Origin of the sequence: Pseudoalteromonas arabiensis, from assembly GCF_001550155.1 — a bacterium.
Lineage (GTDB): Bacteria > Pseudomonadota > Gammaproteobacteria > Enterobacterales > Alteromonadaceae > Pseudoalteromonas > Pseudoalteromonas arabiensis.
In genome coordinates, this window is record NZ_LRUF01000008.1 from 303,558 (window position 1) to 323,085 (window position 19,528).

General features: G+C 40.5%; 17 protein-coding genes. 6 read left to right on the forward strand and 11 right to left on the reverse strand.

Going from position 1 to position 19,528, the window contains the following annotated elements; translation table 11 throughout:
- Nucleotides 1-354: 354 nt before the first annotated feature.
- Nucleotides 355-948 (reverse strand): class I SAM-dependent methyltransferase, encoded by a 594-nt coding sequence (locus tag PAARA_RS03975; protein WP_062567777.1) that lies wholly within the window; start codon nt 946-948, stop codon nt 355-357.
- Nucleotides 949-1,285: 337 nt separating this feature from the next.
- On the opposite strand from PAARA_RS03975, the gene PAARA_RS03980 reads away from it, so the two are divergent.
- Nucleotides 1,286-2,434: a porin gene (locus PAARA_RS03980; protein ID WP_062567778.1), complete on the forward strand. Its 1,149-nt coding sequence runs from the start codon at nt 1,286-1,288 to the stop codon at nt 2,432-2,434.
- Between the two features lie 12 nt (nt 2,435-2,446).
- Nucleotides 2,447-2,854, forward strand: coding sequence for a type 2 periplasmic-binding domain-containing protein (locus PAARA_RS03985; RefSeq protein WP_062567779.1), 408 nt, complete (start codon nt 2,447-2,449; stop codon nt 2,852-2,854).
- An 88-nt stretch (nt 2,855-2,942) separates the two neighbouring features.
- On the opposite strand, the gene PAARA_RS03990 is transcribed toward PAARA_RS03985, so the two are convergent.
- The 4 genes from PAARA_RS03990 to PAARA_RS04005 all read right to left on the reverse strand — a co-directional run bounded on the left by PAARA_RS03990 (nt 2,943) and on the right by PAARA_RS04005 (nt 6,663).
- Entirely contained in the window at nt 2,943-4,568 is a 1,626-nt protein-coding gene (locus PAARA_RS03990) for a methyl-accepting chemotaxis protein (protein WP_062567780.1), read from the reverse strand.
- A gap of 291 nt (nt 4,569-4,859) precedes the next feature.
- Nucleotides 4,860-5,357 (reverse strand): DUF417 family protein, encoded by a 498-nt coding sequence (locus tag PAARA_RS03995; RefSeq protein ID WP_062567781.1) that lies wholly within the window; start codon nt 5,355-5,357, stop codon nt 4,860-4,862.
- A 60-nt stretch (nt 5,358-5,417) separates the two neighbouring features.
- On the reverse strand, nt 5,418-5,954 hold the full coding sequence (locus PAARA_RS04000; protein WP_062567782.1) for a carboxymuconolactone decarboxylase family protein: 537 nt from the start codon (nt 5,952-5,954) through the stop codon (nt 5,418-5,420).
- An 88-nt stretch (nt 5,955-6,042) separates the two neighbouring features.
- The gene (locus tag PAARA_RS04005) at nt 6,043-6,663 is read right to left on the reverse strand and encodes a TetR/AcrR family transcriptional regulator (RefSeq protein ID WP_062567783.1); all 621 of its coding nucleotides are present in this window, start codon (nt 6,661-6,663) and stop codon (nt 6,043-6,045) included.
- 227 nt (nt 6,664-6,890) lie between these two features.
- On the opposite strand from PAARA_RS04005, the gene PAARA_RS04010 reads away from it, so the two are divergent.
- Nucleotides 6,891-7,658, forward strand: coding sequence for an EAL domain-containing protein (locus PAARA_RS04010; RefSeq protein ID WP_062567784.1), 768 nt, complete (start codon nt 6,891-6,893; stop codon nt 7,656-7,658).
- Nucleotides 7,659-7,865: 207 nt separating this feature from the next.
- Nucleotides 7,866-9,461 (forward strand): ABC-F family ATPase, encoded by a 1,596-nt coding sequence (locus PAARA_RS04015; protein ID WP_083515247.1) that lies wholly within the window; start codon nt 7,866-7,868, stop codon nt 9,459-9,461.
- A gap of 67 nt (nt 9,462-9,528) precedes the next feature.
- Here PAARA_RS04015 and katG read toward each other — a convergent pair whose 3' ends face one another.
- Complete coding sequence (katG, locus tag PAARA_RS04020) at nt 9,529-11,706, reverse strand: catalase/peroxidase HPI (protein WP_062567785.1); 2,178 nt, start codon at nt 11,704-11,706, stop codon at nt 9,529-9,531.
- 582 nt (nt 11,707-12,288) lie between these two features.
- A complete protein-coding gene (locus PAARA_RS04030) occupies nt 12,289-13,662 on the reverse strand; it encodes a GAF domain-containing sensor histidine kinase (protein ID WP_062567787.1) in 1,374 nt (457 codons plus the stop codon).
- 271 nt (nt 13,663-13,933) lie between these two features.
- On the opposite strand from PAARA_RS04030, the gene PAARA_RS04035 reads away from it, so the two are divergent.
- A complete protein-coding gene (locus PAARA_RS04035; protein WP_062567788.1) occupies nt 13,934-14,824 on the forward strand; it encodes a tetratricopeptide repeat protein in 891 nt (296 codons plus the stop codon).
- A gap of 214 nt (nt 14,825-15,038) precedes the next feature.
- Here the strand turns inward: PAARA_RS04035 and PAARA_RS04040 are convergent, their stop codons facing one another.
- The 4 genes from PAARA_RS04040 to PAARA_RS04055 form a co-directional block, all read right to left on the reverse strand.
- The gene (locus tag PAARA_RS04040; protein ID WP_062567789.1) at nt 15,039-15,749 is read right to left on the reverse strand and encodes a nuclear transport factor 2 family protein; all 711 of its coding nucleotides are present in this window, start codon (nt 15,747-15,749) and stop codon (nt 15,039-15,041) included.
- Nucleotides 15,750-15,819: 70 nt separating this feature from the next.
- Entirely contained in the window at nt 15,820-16,560 is a 741-nt protein-coding gene (locus PAARA_RS04045) for a ferredoxin--NADP reductase (protein WP_062567790.1), read from the reverse strand.
- A gap of 212 nt (nt 16,561-16,772) precedes the next feature.
- The gene (gene deoD, locus PAARA_RS04050) at nt 16,773-17,474 is read right to left on the reverse strand and encodes a purine-nucleoside phosphorylase (RefSeq protein WP_036972525.1); all 702 of its coding nucleotides are present in this window, start codon (nt 17,472-17,474) and stop codon (nt 16,773-16,775) included.
- Nucleotides 17,474-18,703: a phosphopentomutase gene (locus tag PAARA_RS04055; protein ID WP_062567791.1), complete on the reverse strand. Its 1,230-nt coding sequence runs from the start codon at nt 18,701-18,703 to the stop codon at nt 17,474-17,476. The genes deoD and PAARA_RS04055 overlap by 1 nt, the downstream gene beginning before the upstream one ends.
- Nucleotides 18,704-18,894: 191 nt before the next feature.
- Between PAARA_RS04055 and udk the strand changes: the two genes are divergently transcribed.
- Nucleotides 18,895-19,524, forward strand: a complete 630-nt coding sequence (gene udk / locus PAARA_RS04060) for a uridine kinase (protein WP_062568159.1) — start codon at nt 18,895-18,897, stop codon at nt 19,522-19,524.
- The last annotated feature ends 4 nt before the right edge of the window (nt 19,525-19,528 follow it).

The following is a 19,528-nucleotide window of genomic DNA, read 5'->3' on the forward strand; positions in this document are numbered from 1 at the left end:
ATCTAAAATATCAAAGAATGCATTTGTTTCAGTAAAACCACTCTTACATCTCCATAGTTATTGGTGCTCATAAGAGCCATGGCTGGCAGAACTTATTAATTCTATACTGAGTGATGAATGCTGTTTGCTGAGAACATAAACCGCTCCATGGTTTGAATTAATACTTATTAACTAGATATTAAGCTAGCGTTAAGTTTTAAATAATCTAGCATAAGTAGTGATGAAAAATATAGACTTTTTCAGTAGTCGGGGTAATAGATCTAATTTTTAAGGAGGGATTTTATAGCTAGAATGCGGTACTTTAGGGGTGTACCACATTATTTTTAATAATTGACTATAAGACTAAAAGATTACTTAAATAGTCCTTCTGTGCAAAATAGCATTCAGCCATATCTCTGACGCACGCTCGGGCCGTTGATCAGCGCTTTGCCATGATTTTAAAATAAACAGGTCGGTGCCTTTAATAATGCTCTCAAGCGTTTGCTCGTTTAGGTCGGTAAATTCGCGGCCGTTGTGTTCGCGCTCGCCGTCGCCGTATTTAAACGATACGTACACAATTCCTTGTGGTTTAAGTGCACGGGCAAGGTTGTTAAATGCCTCGGTTAAGTCTTTTTTTGCGACATGAATTAAGCTTGCGCAGCACCAAATACCATCATATTTATCAACATCATCAAGCGCTTGAAAACTGCTTACAGCCACTTTCTGATTTAGGTATTCTGAGGCGAGTTTGGCAATTTCAGGGCTTATATCAAACGCATCAACATTAAAACCACGCTCTTTAAAAATGAAGGCGTCGCGTCCTGAGCCACACCCGGCATCTAACAACGTGCCATTTTTGGGGATTAACGGTAAAAATTCATCGTAAAGCTCTGTTAAGTCTACATCGAGCGTGGCATCTACAAATGCTTGTGCATTCTGGTTGTAATAATCGATTGTTTTGGTTGCCATTTTATATCCTTTATTGCGGCAGCGGTGTTTGCGTTAAAAATATCATTAAAAGGTGAGGATCATAAATAAATTTAGCAAATGTAGTAAGTATATAAATAAGTATTTATATGTAGAACGCCATTTAAGTACTATAAAATTACAAATATAACCTCTACTGACTTTTTAACTGCTACCTCAATTTATAATATTAAAACACCTTTAAACATTATTAATTAAAACAACAATTTTTTATTGCTCTGGTAACAATTTTCTCATACCTTATGTCGCCCATTTCGCAACTTACTACTATAATATTAAGCGAAATCAACATTTTCATACTAAATATTAGGGATACACAATGAAAAAACTTCCTATTGCATTAGCTCTATGTGCTGCTTTTGTGTCTGCAAACACGCTAGCAGAGGTTCGCATAAACGGCTTTGCTTCAATAGTTGGTGGTAAAACTCTTGATGACGACAACGCGACACTGTACGGCTACGATGATGACATTTCGTTTAAAAACGAGAGTATGTTTGCATTACAGCTGTCTGCTGATTTACAAGAAAAACTAAGTGCCACAGCGCAAATTGTTGCTCGTGGCAGTGATGATTTTGATGCTGAATTTGAATGGGCTTATCTAACTTATGAGTTTACAGATGAGCTACAAGTTAGTGCAGGTAAAATGCGCGTGCCTTTTTATCGCTACTCTGATTTTTTAGATGTGGGCTACACGTATCGCTGGGTTCGTCCACCACAATCGGTATATAACTTACCATTTTCGACTTATGAGGGTTTAAGTCTTCTTCATAATACACAGCTAGGCGACTGGGATTCTACGGTACAGGTTATCTATGGAAGCTTTGACGACAAAATTGCGGTGGTTTCTGTAAACGGTGATACCGAACTAAATGATATTGCAGGTATTAACTGGACGCTATCTTACGACTGGTTTAGTGCCCGCGCTGCTTATTTTGTAGCAGAAACCTCAATTGCGATTGAAAACGATACCGATGCTGGCATTGCACTAAATGGCTTAGAGCAGACATTGCGTAATGCAGGTTTTGTTGATCAGGCTGATGATATTGCCGTTAACGAAGATGATGGCTCTTTCTTAGCGCTTGGTTTTTCAATTGATTACAACGACATTTTATTTGATGCCGAATACACTGAGTTTGAAGTTGATAACAGCGCGCTTGCTAAGCAAACACAGTATTACTCGTCAGTGGGCTACCGTATGGATGAGTGGACTGTTCACTTAACTTACGAAAATAACGATGATAAGCACGATAGTAGTCGTTACAACGCTCTTCCTGCTGTACCTGCTTTAAACGCCGGTATTAACCAAGTATTGGAAAGCGGTAAAGCTAAAAGTAATGTTTACACTATTGGTACTCGTTATGACTTCCACCCTTCAGCCGCTTTGAAAGTGGACTTTAGCCGCTTTAAAGATGACATCACTGATACAGACACTGATGTTGTTGCTGTTGCTGTAGACTTAGTTTTTTAATTGGAGCGCATAATGAAAAAATTACTTTTAGCTACAGCGGTAGCGCTTTTATCAAGCACCGCTTTTGCTGATGTTGCTGTGATTGTTAACCCTGCGAATGGCAATGCAATTGATGAAGGCACAATTAAAAAAATCTACTTAGGTAAAGCAAAGTCATTTGATGATGGCACTAAAGTAAACCCAGTAAACCAAGACGGCAACAGTGTTAGCGATGAATTTAACGATAAAGTAGTCGGTAAATCGAGCAGCCAGCTTAATGCTTATTGGTCAAAATTAGTATTTACAGGCAAAGGCACGCCGCCAGAAAAGCTTGCTAATGACCAAGCTGTTATCGATTTTGTATCAACAAACGGTGATGCTATCGGTTATATTGATGCATCAAAAGTAACTGATAAAGTGAAGGTTGTTGCAACGTTTTAATTGCGTTTCAATAACAAGAGCCACCTTCTAAAAGGTGGCTCTTTATGAGTCTACTAAAGCTGGCGTTGCCAGCTTTTTATATGTAATTTTATTCGACCTTGAATTTAGCCGTAGCATCTAGTAGTGAGTCCGAGAGGTAATGCAGGTTCTTCGCAACATCTCTTACCTCAGACAACGAATTCATTGTCTCTTCAAATGACATATGCATATTAGAAACATTATCAACCACCATACTCGCGACCGATGTTTGCTCTTCAGTAGCCGCTGCAATTTGTGAGTTCATACCATTTATTTCTAGAATCTGCTCCGCAATTTTTTCAATTGAAAGGCCTGTACTCTCAGCTGCTTGTGCGTTATTTGTAGCCATATCTCTGGCTGATGTCATGGCATTAACTGACTCATTTGCTGCCGTTGTTAATGTTGTCAGCAGCTCTCTAATTTCGTTGGTAGAGTGCGATGTTCTTGATGCAAGTTCTCTCACTTCATCTGCAACAACGGCAAAACCTCGTCCTTGCTCACCAGCCCTTGCAGCTTCAATCGCTGCGTTAAGTGCCAATAGGTTAGTTTGCTCAGCTATAGAGGTAATAACGTTTAAAATCTGTGTCACATTTTTTGTGTCATCAGCGAGTCGGTTAATTGTCGTTGCAGCTTGATTAATTTCATTGCTCAAAGTGCGTGACTCTTGCACTGAACGCTGTATTTGGGTGCGGCTTTGTTCTACTTCTTGCTCAGCAGTTTGTGCTGCATGTGACGCACTGGCTGCCGATTGCGAAATGTCAGCAACGCTTTGACGCATTTCTTCCATTGAGTGTTTTACCACTTCTGCATCTGTTGTTTGCTTGGTTGTTGCTTTTTCTGCACGCTCCATACCTTGCACTAAGCGTGTTGAGTTTTCCATTAACGGCTCACACACAGACATCACATCCAGCACCGCGGCCTTTAATAGCTTAATAAAGGCATTAAAGTTAATAGACACTTGGCCAATTTCATCCTTTGCATGAACTGCAAGTTGTGTGCTTAACGAGCCTTTACCATCTGCAAGCAAGCCTAAATTATTTGCCGCTGCACTGGCTGACGAGCCAATTCCACGAGCAATCCAAATAGAGGTGATTACCAATAAAAAGAGTGAAATAACTGACACCACAAGCATTAACTGCAACGCATTGTCTGAGCGTGCTTTAGTCGCCTGAACAAGTTCAAAGAAACGGTCATCCGCGCGTGTTTGAGCACGCTTAAAACCTTCAAGTACAGCCTCATAGAGTTGTGTTTTTTGCTGAGCTTGCTGCTGAATTTTACTAAAATCAGCGGTACCTGAGATCATTGAACTGGCGATCGTAGACGAAATATTAGCATACTGTTTTAGCTTTTCTTTCGTATCATCATGAACATAGGTATCGTTAATGGCTATAATATTTTTTAAATTTTCATTAATTGTCTTATAAGTTTGTGCCGCACTTTCAACTAAGTCTGGCTCGCCAAATGTCACTGCTTGTGTGTAAAGCTCGTCTAATTTTTCGAGTAAGCCAACATTTGATGACGTTAACTTTACTACTTCGTATGAAGACTTTTCTAACTCATCAAGTGACGCTCTGTTGTCATTCATTGCGATGTAGTTTACTAACACAATAATGACAAATGCTGCCACTGCTATACATGTAATCGCGTGTATTTTTTTAGTAATACTTAAGTTTTTAAAAGAAATACCTGCCGCCATTGAATTCACCTTTGCTGTCTTGTTATACGTATTATCGCCCGATTTATAAAAACTGTTAACTATATTTATATATTTTCAGGTTTTTTTGTTAGCAACTGGCAAACAGTTTTAATCAAAGATACGTTTAACTTGAATGTAAACTCAGTATAGCAGTAACTCTTAGCTCGCAGCTTCTTGATTACAAAATCAATCCTTTTTTATCAAATTGACTTTATGTTTTAAAATAAGGGAGGGGTGCTTTATTAGTGAGCAAAATGAAAAAGGCCCTTTCGGGCCCCAACGTGGAGAGGGTTATTCACCGCCTTGGTTTGTAGCGATAATTTTCAGGCTATTTCCAGCAATAAATAAAGATGCTGCAAACAAACCGATATCTTTCAGTAGAAACTCACCAACAAAACTTAGCACTGGGAAACCTGCTTCCGTTGTAATGCCGGATAGAAATACCATCATGCTAATTGTTACAACAAATAACGCCATTGATAAAAGGCCACCAACCACTGATAACGCAGGATTGACGAAACGTCCAAAAAATAGCAAACCAATGATGATTTCAAGCGTTCCTAAAAAATTCACCAAACCTTGTTTCGAGAAAATGACATACATCCAAGAAACGAGAGGGTTATTGGCAATCATGCCGTACATGCCTTCAGCCTGTCCTTGCGTAAATTTAATTCCACCAAACCAAATATAAATAATACCTAGGGTAATATATAAAAGTGGTAAACCAGCATTCTCTAGTTTGCTTGCAATACGTTGTGCTGTTTGTTGCTGTGTTGTAGTTAAGTTCATGAGTTTCTCCTGTGGCTATAGCCGTTTTTGTTTAAAGGCTTTTAGCCTCACTTAGGGTAATTAGGTTAATTCAACTTGTGGAAAGTCAATTTCAATATCAAATGCTTCGTTAAAGTAGTTTGTGAAGCTATTTAGGGCGATATGACCAATCACTTCAACAAGCTGCTCATCGCTAAAACCGGCATTTTTTACGTGCTGTAATTGCTCTTGCGATACACTACCGCGTGATTCAATCACTTGCTTTGCAAAGCTCAGTAACACATTTGTTTGGTCGTCTGCTGAAGTCGCTTTTAAATTCGCTTTAATTTCATCGGCAGACAGGCCTAGCTTGTCGCTAATATATGAATGAGCAGAAGCACAGTAACGACAACCATTAGTGCCAGCGATTGCTAACGCTAATTGCTCTGAGTGCAATTGTGTTAAAGAGCCTTTATCTAAAGCCGCTTTAAAATTTAAAAAACCTTGTAACGCTGCGGGTGAATTAGCGAGCGCACCAAATAAATTAAGCTCTGCGCCCATTGCCTGCTTAAGGTCACTTAACTGGGTTTGCGCTTGGCCGCTCGTGGTGTTTACTGTCAATGTTGTAATGCGTTGCATAATAATGCTCCTTGTACAATTTAATTACCTACTAGTAGGTAGGTTTGTTGGGTAAATTTTTTAAAAACAGAATTTATGATCTAAACGATCATAAACTCAGTGTTTCTAAACATGCATCACAAGTTTGTATGAATATACCTTGATGATGCTCACTTCTGTTTAACATTAATGCGCCTTTAATCGCGCAACATATTATTACTGCTTGCTGATAAGCTGAGGTTTTAAAACTAAACTCATTTCTCTCAAGGCCAGCTTGTAAAATAGAGCTAAGTATCTGTAATTCAAGATCAGCCATTTTCGTCACTTGCTTTTGCAGCGGCTCTGCCATTAAACGTAAATCTGTTTGCATGGCATATATTCCGCACATTTGCTTTTCGCTGGCACAGCTTTGAAAAACATCAAAATAGCCTTTTAAGCGCTCTTTAGCTGAAGGCAATGTTTTTAAGTGTGACTCAAGTTGCTGAAGCTGCTCACATTTAAGTTGGCAGAATGCAATACCTAAATCTGCTTTTGTTGCAAAATGATGGTGGATACTCGCTTTACGAATATCGAGCTCTTTTGCAAGGTCAGCATAACTAAAACCATGAAAGCCATTACTCTGAATGAGCTTATCTGCAAGTTGCAGAATATTTGTATATGTCGTGTTCATGGCAGCCATCTTACCTACCAGTTGGTAGGTAAGCAAGTTATTTTTTAAACTTTTGATCAAAAAGATCCTCAAATTAAATATAATCTATTAAAAATCAGATAATTAATTATTACAAAAAATAATCAGTAGAGTCTAAATCTTGAGTAAATCTTTTACTAGATATAATCCTGCTTCTAAAAACAGCTGTAAGTTATCATTTATAAGTGTAAATTTTTGGTAACAAAATTTGCACATTAGCCCATTTACTAGCACTATGGTTTAAAATCGAAATAATTTATAGGTAATAAATGCCTTCTAATAACGCTTCTTGCCAGCAAACTTGCAGACACTGTGAAGATCTAGCTGCACTAGATTTTGAATTTACCATGGCTTTTCAACCCATAATTGACTGTACGGCAAAACGTATTTTTGGTTATGAGGCGTTAGTTAGAGGAGCAAATAATGAGTCTGCTTACTCTGTAATCTCTCAAGTTAACAACGAGAACCGATATACATTTGATCAGCTTTGTCGAATAAAAGCCATTTCACTCGCAGCACAACTAAAACTCGATTCAATTTTAAGTATCAACTTTTTACCAAACGCAATTTATAAACCTGAGCGTTGTATAAAAACGACGCTAGAAGCTGCAAATAAGGTTAACTTCCCTGTTGAACAAATTATGTTTGAGTTTACTGAGGTAGAACAAGTAGAAGACAGCGCACATATCAAACGTGTCATTGAGTACTATCAATCACTTGGTTTTATCACTGCCACGGATGATTTTGGCTCTGGCTACTCGGGGTTAAACTTATTAGCTGATTTTCAGAGTAATATAATTAAGCTAGATATGAATCTAATTAGAGACATTCATCTTAATAAAGCAAGACAAACGATTGTCAGTCATTGTATTGCTATGTTTGAAGAATTAAATATCACTACACTTGCTGAAGGGATAGAAACAATTGAAGAATATCAATGGTTACGCCAAGCTGGTGTGAGTTTGATGCAAGGCTATTTATTTGCGCGCCCGGGGTTCGAGTCTTTACCTAGCGTTGACTTTAGCGTGCTTGATTAAATGAAGCGGCTTTATGCCGCGACATCACAAATTGCAACGCGATGTAAAATACGCCTAAGATTGAACTGTATCCAACTTTATCTTGTTTTTAATAGCGTTCTGAAAGGCTGATCTGTATAATCCGCGGCCTATTATTTACCCTATTGCTTGTTTATTTTCGCAGTTGCTGCGCCCATAACCTGTCAGTCTTTTTCTAGGAATAATTCGTTGATTTCAACCGCTAATATCACCATGCAGTTTGGCGCAGAGCCTTTATTTGAAAATATATCAGCCAAGTTTGGTAACGGTAATCGCTATGGTTTAATTGGCGCCAATGGCTGCGGCAAATCAACCTTTATGAAAATTTTAAGCGGCGCACTTGTGCCTACCGCTGGTAATGTGTCGATTGCGCCTGGTTTAAAGCTAGGTACCCTTAGCCAAGATCAATTTGCTTTTGAGCAATACTCTGTAGTTGATGCGGTGATCATGGGTGATGCTGAGCTTTGGAAAGTTAAACAAGAACGTGACCGTATTTACTCATTACCTGAAATGAGTGAAGAAGACGGGATGAAAGTCGCTGAACTTGAAAGCATTTTTGCTGAAATGGATGGCTACACAGCCGAAAGCCGCGCTGAAGAAATTTTGCTTCAAGCAGGTATTGAACAAACGTTTCATTACGGCTTAATGGCGAACGTTGCACCTGGTTGGAAACTGCGTGTGTTATTAGCACAAGCACTCTTCGCGAATCCTGATATTTTACTTTTAGATGAGCCAACCAATAACCTTGATATTCACACTATTACGTGGCTTGCGAATGAGCTAAATCAACGTAAATGTACAATGATTATTATCTCGCACGACCGCCACTTCTTAAATTCGGTATGTACTCACATGGCCGATATTGATTACGGCGAGCTAAGAATCTACCCAGGTAACTACGAAAAGTGGATCGAAGCTTCAAGCTTACAACGTGAGCAACTGCTTGCTGAAAACGCAAAAAAGAGCGCAGAAATAGATGAGTTACAGGAGTTTGTAAATCGTTTTGGTGCGAATGCTTCAAAAGCAAAACTGGCCAGTTCTCGCGCTAAACGTATGGATAAAATTAAGCTTGATGAAGTAAAAGCATCCAGCCGTATTAGCCCATCACTTCGTTTTGACGAAGGGAAAAAGATGTATCGCCAAGCATTAGAGCTCACTAAGTTAGGTCATGGGTTTGATGGTGAAACCCTGTTCAGCGGCGGTGACTTATTACTGGAAGCCGGTGCTAAGCTTGCCGTTATTGGTGAAAATGGCGTAGGTAAAACCACTTTTTTACGCTGCCTTGTTAATGAATTACAAAGCAACGAAGGCGTGGTGAAGTGGTCCGAAAACGCTAGCATCGGTTATTGCCCTCAAGATAGTAGTAAAGAATTTGATAACGATCTCACGCTGTTTGATTGGATGTCACAATGGCGCACCGCTAAGCACAATGATTTAATGGTTCGCGCTATGTTAGGTCGATTATTATTTACCGCCGACGATGCCAATAAAAAAGCACGTAATTGCTCAGGTGGAGAAAAGAACCGCCTATTGTTTGGTAAGTTAATGATGCAAGACATCAATGTATTGATTATGGACGAACCGACCAATCACATGGATATGGAAGCCATTGAAGCACTTAATAATGCATTAAAAGATTATCAAGGTACCTTGATTTTTGTCAGTCATGACCGTGAATTTGTCTCATCATTGGCAACTCGCATCATCGATATTAAGGATAAACAGGTCATCGATTTTCAAGGTACATTTGACGAGTATATGGATCATCTGGCTCAGCAAGCATAGTGCACTCAAGCACCATAAAAAAAGGCTACAGAGTTCTGTAGCCTTTTGGGTGTAGCATCATATCAAATTAAATATCAAAGCGGTCAGCATTCATCACTTTAACCCACGCATCAACAAAGTCTTGTACAAAACGCTCTTTGTTGTCGTCTTGTGCGTAAAACTCTGCGTATGAACGCAAGATTGAGTTTGAACCAAACACTAAGTCAACACGTGTTGCTGTCCACTTAGTAACCCCAGTGCTGCGCTCAACAATATCGTAGAAACCTTTGCTTATTGGCTTCCACGTGTAAGCCATATCGGTTAGATTTACGAAAAAGTCGGTGCTTAATGTACCCACGTTATCAGTAAACACACCGTGTAAAGTACCATCATAGTTAGTACCCAATACACGCATACCACCGACTAGTGCCGTCATCTCTGGCGCTGTTAAACCCATTAATTGTGTACGCTCTAGCATTAGCTCTTCAGCAGAAACTGCGTAGTCTTGTTTCAGCCAGTTACGAAAACCGTCATGAATTGGCTCAAGCACATCGAACGAATCAGCATCGGTCATTTCATCCGTTGCATCACCACGACCTGGGGCAAATGGCACGGTTATATCAACGCCTGCGGCTTTTGCTGCTTGCTCAACCGCCGCTGTTCCACCTAGTACAATTAAATCAGCTAAGCTTACTGGTTTACTTAAACTCGCTTGCACCGATTCGAGCGCACTGAGAACTTTTGCTAAACGTTTTGGTTCGTTACCTTGCCAATCTTTTTGTGGCGCAAGGCGAATGCGTGCACCGTTTGCACCACCACGGTGATCTGAGCCACGGTATGTACGTGCGCTATCCCATGCGGTTGCAATTAAGTCTGCTTGGCTTACACCACAGTTCAGCAGCTTGGTTTTAAGGTCACTAATTTCGCTATCTGATAATGTGTAATCAACCGCAGGGATCGGATCTTGCCAAATTAGATCTTCGCTTGGTACATCTGCACCTAAGTAACGCGATTTTGGACCTAGGTCACGGTGCGTTAATTTGAACCATGCACGTGCAAACACATCACTAAAGTATTCAAAATCATCGTTAAAACGCTCGATAATCTTACGGTAGGTTGGATCCATTTTCATCGCCATATCGGCGTCGGTCATAATTGGGTTTAGACGAATTGATGGATCTTCCACATCAACTGGCTTGTCTTCTTCTTTGATATCGATTGGTTCCCATTGCCACGCACCTGCTGGGCTCTTCTTAAGTTCCCACTCGTAGTTAAGCAGCAAATAGCAATATCCGTTATCCCACTTAGTTGGGTAAGTCGTCCACGCACCTTCGATACCCGAGGTCATCGTATCGCGACCAATACCGCGTGAGTTGTGGTTGTTCCAACCTAGGCCTTGCTCAAACACATCGGCCGCTTCAGGTTCAGGACCAACGTTTGCTTCGCTGCCGTTACCATGCGTTTTACCTACGGTATGACCACCGACTGTTAACGCCGCAGTTTCTTCGTCATCCATTGCCATACGGGCAAATGTTTCGCGAACTTGCTCCGCCGTTTTAAGCGGATCAGGGTTACCATTAACCCCCTCAGGGTTTACGTAAATTAAGCCCATTTGCACCGCAGCAAGCGGATTTTCCATCGTGTCGGGTTTTTCTACATTGGTGTAGCGTTCATCACTTGGTGCTAGCCATTCTTTTTCAGCCCCCCAGTAAACATCTTTTTCTGGATGCCAAATATCTTCACGGCCGCCAGCAAAACCAAAGGTTTTTAAGCCCATTGATTCATAAGCCATATTACCAGCTAAAATCATTAAATCGGCCCAAGATAGCTTGTTACCGTATTTCTTTTTAACAGGCCAAAGTAAACGACGTGCTTTGTCTAGGTTAGCGTTATCTGGCCATGAATTTAAAGGCGCAAAACGTTGGTTACCTGTACCACCGCCGCCACGGCCATCTTCTAAACGGTATGAACCCGCTGAATGCCATGCCATACGGATCATTAAACCACCGTAATGACCCCAGTCAGCAGGCCACCACTGCTGGCTTTCAGTCATCAAATTTTTTAAGTCAGTTTTTACAACTTCAAGATCGAGCGATTTAAATGCTTCAGCGTAGTTAAAGTCTTTACCGTAAGGGTTAGTTTTACTGTCGTGTTGATGAAGGATGTCGAAGTTTAGAGAATTTGGCCACCAATCTGTATTTGATTGTGCGGTAACAGTGTTACTACCATGCATAATCGGGCAGCCGCCCGTTTTTCCATTACTCATTGTATGCTCCTGATAAGCTAGAAATATGACAAATATTTATGTATGAATACTGATAAGGCTTTGTCATAAAAAAGGATTTCCTGTTAATAATGAATCACTAATCACTTAGAATTTCCCGTTGTTTTAAACTATAGGGGCAGTGCAAAAATAAAGCTAGGCCTGTCTTTACTTTTAAATCGATTGTATTAATTGAAAAATCTGATTTGAGTTATTGGCAAAAGTCATACATTTTATAAGGGTATTCATTGACGGTGAGAAAATCATGAAAGCCATAAACCCACAGGTTGCAAAACAACTAAGTATTAACTTTTTTATCGCAAATTTACCTTTATTAATGTTAACAGGGATGGTTGTTGCCTCAATTGTCGGGTTGGTGTTTCGAAGCCCAATTTTATTTTGGCTTACGCTGCTAATGACACCTCTGGCTATAAATCACGTATATTCAAAAAGAAAAATCAAGCAATTTTGCGAGACAAACTCATGCGATAATTTATCTTGTCTTGGCAAAGCTGTTGATTAAAAATTAATTTTATTACCCAGTCACCAGATTATTTAGCCTACATTTAGCTTAAATTTTGTTTATTAAGCTATATTAATAGGCAGTTTTAAGGTGACTGAGACACCTTGATCAGGCTGACTAGCGACATTAATTTCGCCTTGCAGAGCTTGGGTTGCAAGGTTATACACTATCGACATTCCCAAACCGCTTCCACCTGTGCCACGCTTAGTGGTAAAAAATGGTTCAAATACTTTATGCATCACCTCATCAGTCATTCCACAGCCATTATCTTTATAGCAAAGTGTGTATATCCCCTTTTCATCATCTAGGTGAACGCTAATATCAATCACGTTATGATCTTTTCCGACAAAACCGTGTACACAACTATTATTCACTAAGTTTAAAATGATTTGGCTAAGCGCTCCTGGAACGGTTATTAGCGTAAGGTCATCTGCACAGTCAATATTAACGATAACATTATGGCTGCGTGTTAAAGGCATTAAACTATGGACAATATTCTCAAGGTAAGCTTTTATTTGAGTTTCTAATAAATTTAACGAAGATTGATCAACCGCAGTTTGCTTGAAATCACTGATCAGTTTTGCAGCACGCTCTAAGTTAGTAAATGAAATTTTTATACATTCATTTAAATGCTTCATTCCTTCTAGCAATGCATGCTTGGTTAGCGTATTGGCACTTATAAGTTTATCAATCTCAGTGAGTTTGTCCTTTGCTGAACTATTTGCTGTAACAGCAATACCAATCGGTGTGTTTACCTCATGAGCAATACCTGCAACTAAGTTACCCAAAGAAGCCATTTTCTCAGACTCAATGAGCTTTTCTTGCATTTCTGTCAGTTCATTTAAGGTTTTTTCGAGAGTGCGAGTTCGCTCGGCAACCCGATGTTCTAAATGTTGGTTAGCTTTTTCTAACTCGGCATTAACGCGCTCATTCTCCTGCGCCGATAATGCACGTCCGTACAGGTCAGCTAATGCGCCAATAAATGAACATTCATCTTCAGTCCACTCTCGTTCTCCCCCTATATGCTCACAGCAAAATATACCTATCATTTTTCCTTTATAGCGTATTGGTGCATCAAGCATGGCACCAATATTTAAAGGGCTGAGGTAACTTTCACTAAATTCGTAAGTCGCAGGGTCGGTGTGAGCATTAACAGCGGTAATGGTTCGTTGCGTATCAAGAGCTCTAAAATAAGCAGGGTATGCGTCTCTTGGAAGCACCAACATTTGAAGCTCTTTGCCATTTTCTCTATCAAGTAAAAGGCGGCATTCAATGGCGGTATTTTCTTCATTCAGTAACCAGATACCCGCTCTACCTATTTCTAGGCCGTCTAAAACCGCATTTAGAATTAAACGTTCAGCTAATTCAACGTTACCACTATCAAGATCTGATGATATTGACACTCCATAGAGTAGTTGGACTAGTTGTTGGCGCATCACTCTCACCTTTTAGTTGTAAGACCATTTAAGTCTAGACGAACATAACTGATCTAGCATATTGAAAATAAATTTTTAGAAACTCTTTTAGGATTAAGTAGTTGTTCAGATACCAATGGTTATATTACACCTAACTCCTGTTGATACCCCTGACAACTTATGTTGTTTATGCAGTTTGACCAGCTCACCCTACGAGCTGGTTTTTTTTGCCTAGTCCACAGTGCTCACGCATGTTACAGTTAGCCTAGAATTCACTATAAATGAATAAGCTATGCGTTATATCTTACTATTAATTACCCTATTAATGAGCCTTACCATCTCTGCAAGTGCTCAAAACGAAACAGAAAACCGCCCTGCGCTGACTGAGGTTGAGCAACAGCAAGCTCTCGATAAGCTACAAGAGCCTATGTATAAGCCGCTCTTAGAGCGCTACATTCTTGATGAACTTAAAGCTGTGCGCCAAGATCAACAAAAGTTACGCGAAGATGTAACAAAACAAGTCGCTCACACTCAATTAGATACTGCTGACCGTGCTTTAACTTATACAACGGACACGATAAATAATGTCTTCTTTATTATTACGATTACTGCATCTATCTTGGTTTTAGTTGGCTGGAATTCATTACGTGATGTGAAAAATAAAGTAGAAGACATTGTAAATACCCGCGTTAGTGCGATCACTAAAGAGTATGAAGAACGTCTTAAAGTATTAGAAGAGAAGCTACGTGAACGTTCTGAAGAGATTTTACTTAACCAACAAAAAATCTCGATTACAAACGAAGTACACTCTTTATGGATGCGAGCTAATTTAGAAAGTGATGTTGCGAATAAAATTGAAATATTCGACGAAATTTTAAAACGTAAACCAGAAGATGTTGAAGCCATTGCCTACAAAGCAGATGCGCTACTTGAGATAAACGAAACAGGCGAAGCAATCGAGTTATGTAATCAAGCACTTGAAATAGATAGTGACTATGGTTATGCATACTGGCAACGCGCTTGTGCTTATGCTCTATTGCATAAACATGCTGATGCAATGGCTGATATTCGCATGGCGCTTGAGTATTCACCTAATCTTCGCAATGAATTATTACATGAAAGTGCTTTTGCAAGCTTGCATGACAACGAAAGCTTCAACTCATTGTTAAATGAAACGGCTTAGCCGAGTCGCGCGAAGGATACCTTGGGTCGAGCCCAGCGACACCCAACGTAAAGGAGCTTTAAGCCGTAAGCTCTCAGCCGACATGTAGCAATGGGTTTATCCCGCGTCATTAGGTGCTTGGTTCTAGTGCTGGGACGCGATATGAAATCGCTGCTACCTCAAATCTAGTAACTTTCATCTACCCAAAAAAAAGAGCAGCTAAGCTGCTCTTTTTTTATCTGAAAAATAATACTTTGGTTATTTTACCGTTTTCGATTTGGTAACTTGTAACAAACTCAGCCCGTTTATCAACCACATTCGGGTCTTCTGAGCAGGTTTCTGATAACTCATGATCAATCACTATATTGCCATGCACAATACGTTTAATCGGTGATGATTTGATACACTTTAACTTTTTAAACATGATGCCGTAGCGAGCTATAAGCTTCTCTTTCCCCGTGAACATAAGCTCATTAGGAAATGTATAAAACTCAACATTTTCATCATACATTTTGATAAAAGCGTCAATATTGCGGGCATTATAAGCCGCAATAACTTGTTCGATAACCGCTGTCGCCTCACGTGACTGACGCGCTTTTTCTTGCTGTTTCTCTGTGAGTGCCTTTTTAGCTTTAGCAACAGCTTGTTCAGCCTCATTCACAGCTTCCTGTTTTTCCTCTGCGGTCTTTGGCTGTTCTGCCGGTGCAGGATTTTGTGAACCTAATACCTTACTGTCATCAACCTTAGCCAACGGTTTTTTAGCTTGGGTTGAACTCGGTACTTGCTGAGTTGCTGGCTTCTGTTCAATAAATTCAAGGCTATCAACCTCTTTCTTTTCAGGCTCATTTACTGAAGCTGGCTGAGCTTGCTTTTGTTCAGTGCTTGATTCAGTAGCAGCCAATTGCCATGAAATAAATAGACTTATTGCAAAAAGTAACGGTTTCATAGTTTTCCTAAACACACCATGCTCATTTGAGGCGCTAAAGTAGCAAATTCTAGCTATTAGGCATAGCTTTTTACCAATATTGCTCAACAGTTATGTGACCAGGATCACGACGTCTGTTGCGGCTAAAGCCAAGCTCTAACAAAATAGCTGTTGTATCTTTCACCATTTCTGGATTACCACAAATCATAAATTGTGTGGTATCAGGCACAGCAGGATGACCTATAACATCAAACAAACGGTGGTCTTTAATTACATCTGTGATCCGACCATTAAACCCCATTGTGGCTGACTCTCGGCTGACTACAGGAGAATAATGCAAATTTGAGTACTGTTGCTGTAGCGCTTTAATGCGAGCTTGGTAGCTCAAATCTTCGTTGAGGCGCACGCCATGTACAAGGTGAACATGCTCGAACTTTTGCCACACCTCCCCCTGCTCTAAAATTGAAATAAAAGGCCCAAGTGCCGTACCTGTACTCAGCATGTAAAGCTGCTCACTGCTTGGCACTTCATCAAGGGTAAAAAAGCCTGTGGCGCGGTGCTCAATAGTGACGCTATCGCCTGGCTTTAATTGTGCCAGCTGCTGAGAAAGTTGACCGTCTTTAACATTGATCAAATAAAACTCAAGGTCGGGATTATTCGGCGCATTCACATAAGAATAGGCACGTGCAACACGTTTATCACCCACTTGCATAGCGAGTTTAGTAAACTGCCCTGCGGTGAATGGTTCTACGTCCGCATTTACAATTAAGCTAAATAATGAGTCTGTCCACCATTTAACGTCTTTGACCTTAGCTTCAACCCAATTAGACATACACTTCCTCAATTGTTGTTCCTCTATTAAAAGTGGCAACAGTTGCTTGAATTTTCAAGTTTTAAGGTGCGAGGTATAGGCAACGAGCTGAATTTTACGCGAGATAAACTCGCAACTATAAAAAAAGCCGCATAAATGCGGCTTTGAGGTTAGTCTCACTTCACTTTGGGCGTGTTTCCAAATTTCAGTGAATACGTTACCAAGGAACTTATTTAAATTGATTCTAAAGCAATTTTAACCATTTCGTTAAAAGTGCTTTGACGCTCTTCACTTGGCGTCGCTTCACCAGTGATTACGTGGTCACTAACAGTAAATAATGCCATCGCTTTTGCGCCGTATTCAGCGGCTACACCGTACATGCCTGCTGTTTCCATATCAACAGCAAGTACGCCTAGCTTGTCTAATTCTTGATAGAACGTGTTATCTGCTTGATAGAATGTATCTGTTGTAAATACATTACCTACCTTCGCTTCAATGCCTAATTCTTTTGCTGCGTTTACGCCGTTAAGTAGTAAACCAAAATCAGCAATTGCGGCAAAGTCATAACCACGAACGCGCGCACGGTTTACGTTTGAATCTGTGCTTGCACCTTGTGCAAAGATAACGTCACGGATTTTGATATCGCTACCAATACCGCCACAGGTACCAATACGAATTAGATTTTTAACGCCGTAACTAACGATCAATTCACGGGCATAAATTGACATTGATGGAATACCCATCCCAGAGCCCATAATACTTACTGGTTTACCTTTGTAGGTACCGGTAAAACCATACATATTACGAACGCCTGTTACTTGTTTTGCGTCATCTAAAAAGTTTTCAGCAATGTATTGAGCGCGAAGCGGATCACCTGGCATTAATACCGTTTCTGCAAATTCGCCTACATTGGCACTGATATGAGGAGTACTCATTATTGGTTTCCTTTTTTGTTCGCTAATAGCTGGTCTTTGAAGCTATCACCGTATTCAAGTGCAGGAAGATTAAACCACTGGGCAAGGGTTTGACCTATGTCTGCAAAACTAGCTCGTTCTCCAAGCGGGGTGTTTGTCATCCCAGGTTGGTAAGCAAGTACTGGCACGTATTCACGTGTATGGTCAGTGCCTGCTGCTGTTGGATCACATCCGTGATCGGCGGTGATAATTAACACATCATCACTATTTAGTTGATTTAAGATGGTCGGTAGATAGTCATCAAACTCTTTTAATGCTTTAGCATAGCCAACGGCATTACGGCGATGACCGTACTTTTCATCAAAATCAACTAAGTTTGTAAAAATCAAACTATGCTCTGGTGCGCTTGCGATAACTTCTGAGGTTTTCTCAAGTAAGTTTATCAGCCCTGGCGCTTTGTGTTTTTGGGTGATGCCTTGGTGCGCATAGATATCAGCAATTTTACCAATACTAATCACTTCACCGCCGTCTTGCGATAATTTATCAAGCAAGGTTGGCGACGGTGGCAGCACCGAATAGTCACGACGATTACCGGTACGGGCAAAATCGTCACGGCTCGAACCCAAAAATGGCCGCGCAATCACTCTTCCTATGTTCATTTCATCAAGCAGCGCCCGTGCGATTTCGCAAACCTGATAAAGTTTCTCCAGTCCAAATGATTCTTCGTGCGCGGCTATTTGAAACACGCTATCAACTGAGGTGTAGCAAATCGGCATACCGGTTTGCATGTGTTCTTCACCTAGTTGTTCTAAAATGGTTGTTCCTGAGGCATAGCAGTTACCCAAAATGCCAGGAATACCTGCACGAGCTATTAGCTCGTCCACAAATTCTTGTGGAAAACACGGCTGTGTATTTGGGAAGTAACCCCAATCAAATAACACAGGGACACCAGCCATTTCCCAGTGCCCTGAAGGCGTGTCTTTACCACTTGATAACTCTTTAGCGTAACCCCATGCGCCAACAGGTGCTTGGCGATCACTGACTAAACACGGTTCTTTACCAGCGGCTTCGCATGCATCGGCCAAACCTAAACGGGTAAGATTAGGTAGCGATAAGTGCTCACCAGTTTCTTCAGCATAAGCTTTGAGTAAATGAGCGAAAGTATTTGCGCCCACATCACCAAACTTGTCTGCGTCAGGTGCTGCGCCAATTCCTAGGCTATCTGCCATTAAGATAAGTGCTCTTGCCATGGGTACCTCGTTATCAATATGTGAATACTTTATATGCTCTTCGAATTTTTGGTACAGGACATAAGTCCTGTTTCATAAAACAGAAACATTATAAATTTGCACCTCTGAGCGAAGCAAAAGAGATTAATCGTGTCTTTTTTGCTATTGTGATCTACCTAACAATGTTTCCTTCTGTGTGGGCGAGAACTTTAGTGACACGAACAATTATAGCTATTGCTGGCGCATCTGCGTCGGGCAAGTCTCTTTTTAGCAAGACAATTTATAACGAATTAGTCAATGAGCTTGAACCGGGCGCGATCGCAGTGATCGAAGAAGATGCTTATTACAAAGACCAGTCGCATTTGCCGTTTGACCATCGAACGCAAACTAATTACGACCATCCTGATGCTTTCGAGCATGAGCTTATGCATGAGCATCTACTTCAATTACGCGCTGGAAAATCAGTAGACGTACCAACTTATGACTATGCAATGCATACTCGCAGCGAAGAAACGCGCCGAGTTGCACCGGCAAAAGTACTTATCGTTGAAGGTATTTTGCTACTGAGTGATCCGGCACTCCGTAAAGAATTTGATATTAAGGTGTTTATTGATACACCATTAGATATCTGCCTTATGCGCCGTATGCAACGAGATATGGAGCAGCGTGGCAGAACATTACAGTCCGTTGTTGATCAATATCAAGCGACAGTGCGACCTATGTTTTATCAGTTTATTGAGCCATCAAAGCACAAAGCTGATCTCGTAGTCACACGCGGCGGTATGAATCGCGTTGCCATTGATATAATTAAAAGTAAAATAAAATATTTACTGCAACAATAACAAC

Bases quoted from the DNA above. Each gene is read 5' to 3' on its own strand.
- PAARA_RS03980 (WP_062567778.1), top strand. From the start codon at position 1,286: ATGAAAAAACTTCCTATTGCATTAGCTCTATGTGCTGCTTTTGTGTCT.
- PAARA_RS04030 (WP_062567787.1), bottom strand. From the start codon at position 13,662: ATGCGCCAACAACTAGTCCAACTACTCTATGGAGTGTCAATATCATCA.
- PAARA_RS04035 (WP_062567788.1), top strand. From the start codon at position 13,934: ATGCGTTATATCTTACTATTAATTACCCTATTAATGAGCCTTACCATC.
- katG (WP_062567785.1), bottom strand. From the start codon at position 11,706: ATGAGTAATGGAAAAACGGGCGGCTGCCCGATTATGCATGGTAGTAAC.
- PAARA_RS04045 (WP_062567790.1), bottom strand. From the start codon at position 16,560: ATGTCTAATTGGGTTGAAGCTAAGGTCAAAGACGTTAAATGGTGGACA.
- PAARA_RS04000 (WP_062567782.1), bottom strand. From the start codon at position 5,954: ATGCAACGCATTACAACATTGACAGTAAACACCACGAGCGGCCAAGCG.
- PAARA_RS04055 (WP_062567791.1), bottom strand. From the start codon at position 18,703: ATGGCAAGAGCACTTATCTTAATGGCAGATAGCCTAGGAATTGGCGCA.
- PAARA_RS04010 (WP_062567784.1), top strand. From the start codon at position 6,891: ATGCCTTCTAATAACGCTTCTTGCCAGCAAACTTGCAGACACTGTGAA.
- PAARA_RS03985 (WP_062567779.1), top strand. From the start codon at position 2,447: ATGAAAAAATTACTTTTAGCTACAGCGGTAGCGCTTTTATCAAGCACC.
- PAARA_RS03995 (WP_062567781.1), bottom strand. From the start codon at position 5,357: ATGAACTTAACTACAACACAGCAACAAACAGCACAACGTATTGCAAGC.
- PAARA_RS03990 (WP_062567780.1), bottom strand. From the start codon at position 4,568: ATGGCGGCAGGTATTTCTTTTAAAAACTTAAGTATTACTAAAAAAATA.
- PAARA_RS03975 (WP_062567777.1), bottom strand. From the start codon at position 948: ATGGCAACCAAAACAATCGATTATTACAACCAGAATGCACAAGCATTT.
- PAARA_RS04040 (WP_062567789.1), bottom strand. From the start codon at position 15,749: ATGAAACCGTTACTTTTTGCAATAAGTCTATTTATTTCATGGCAATTG.
- deoD (WP_036972525.1), bottom strand. From the start codon at position 17,474: ATGAGTACTCCTCATATCAGTGCCAATGTAGGCGAATTTGCAGAAACG.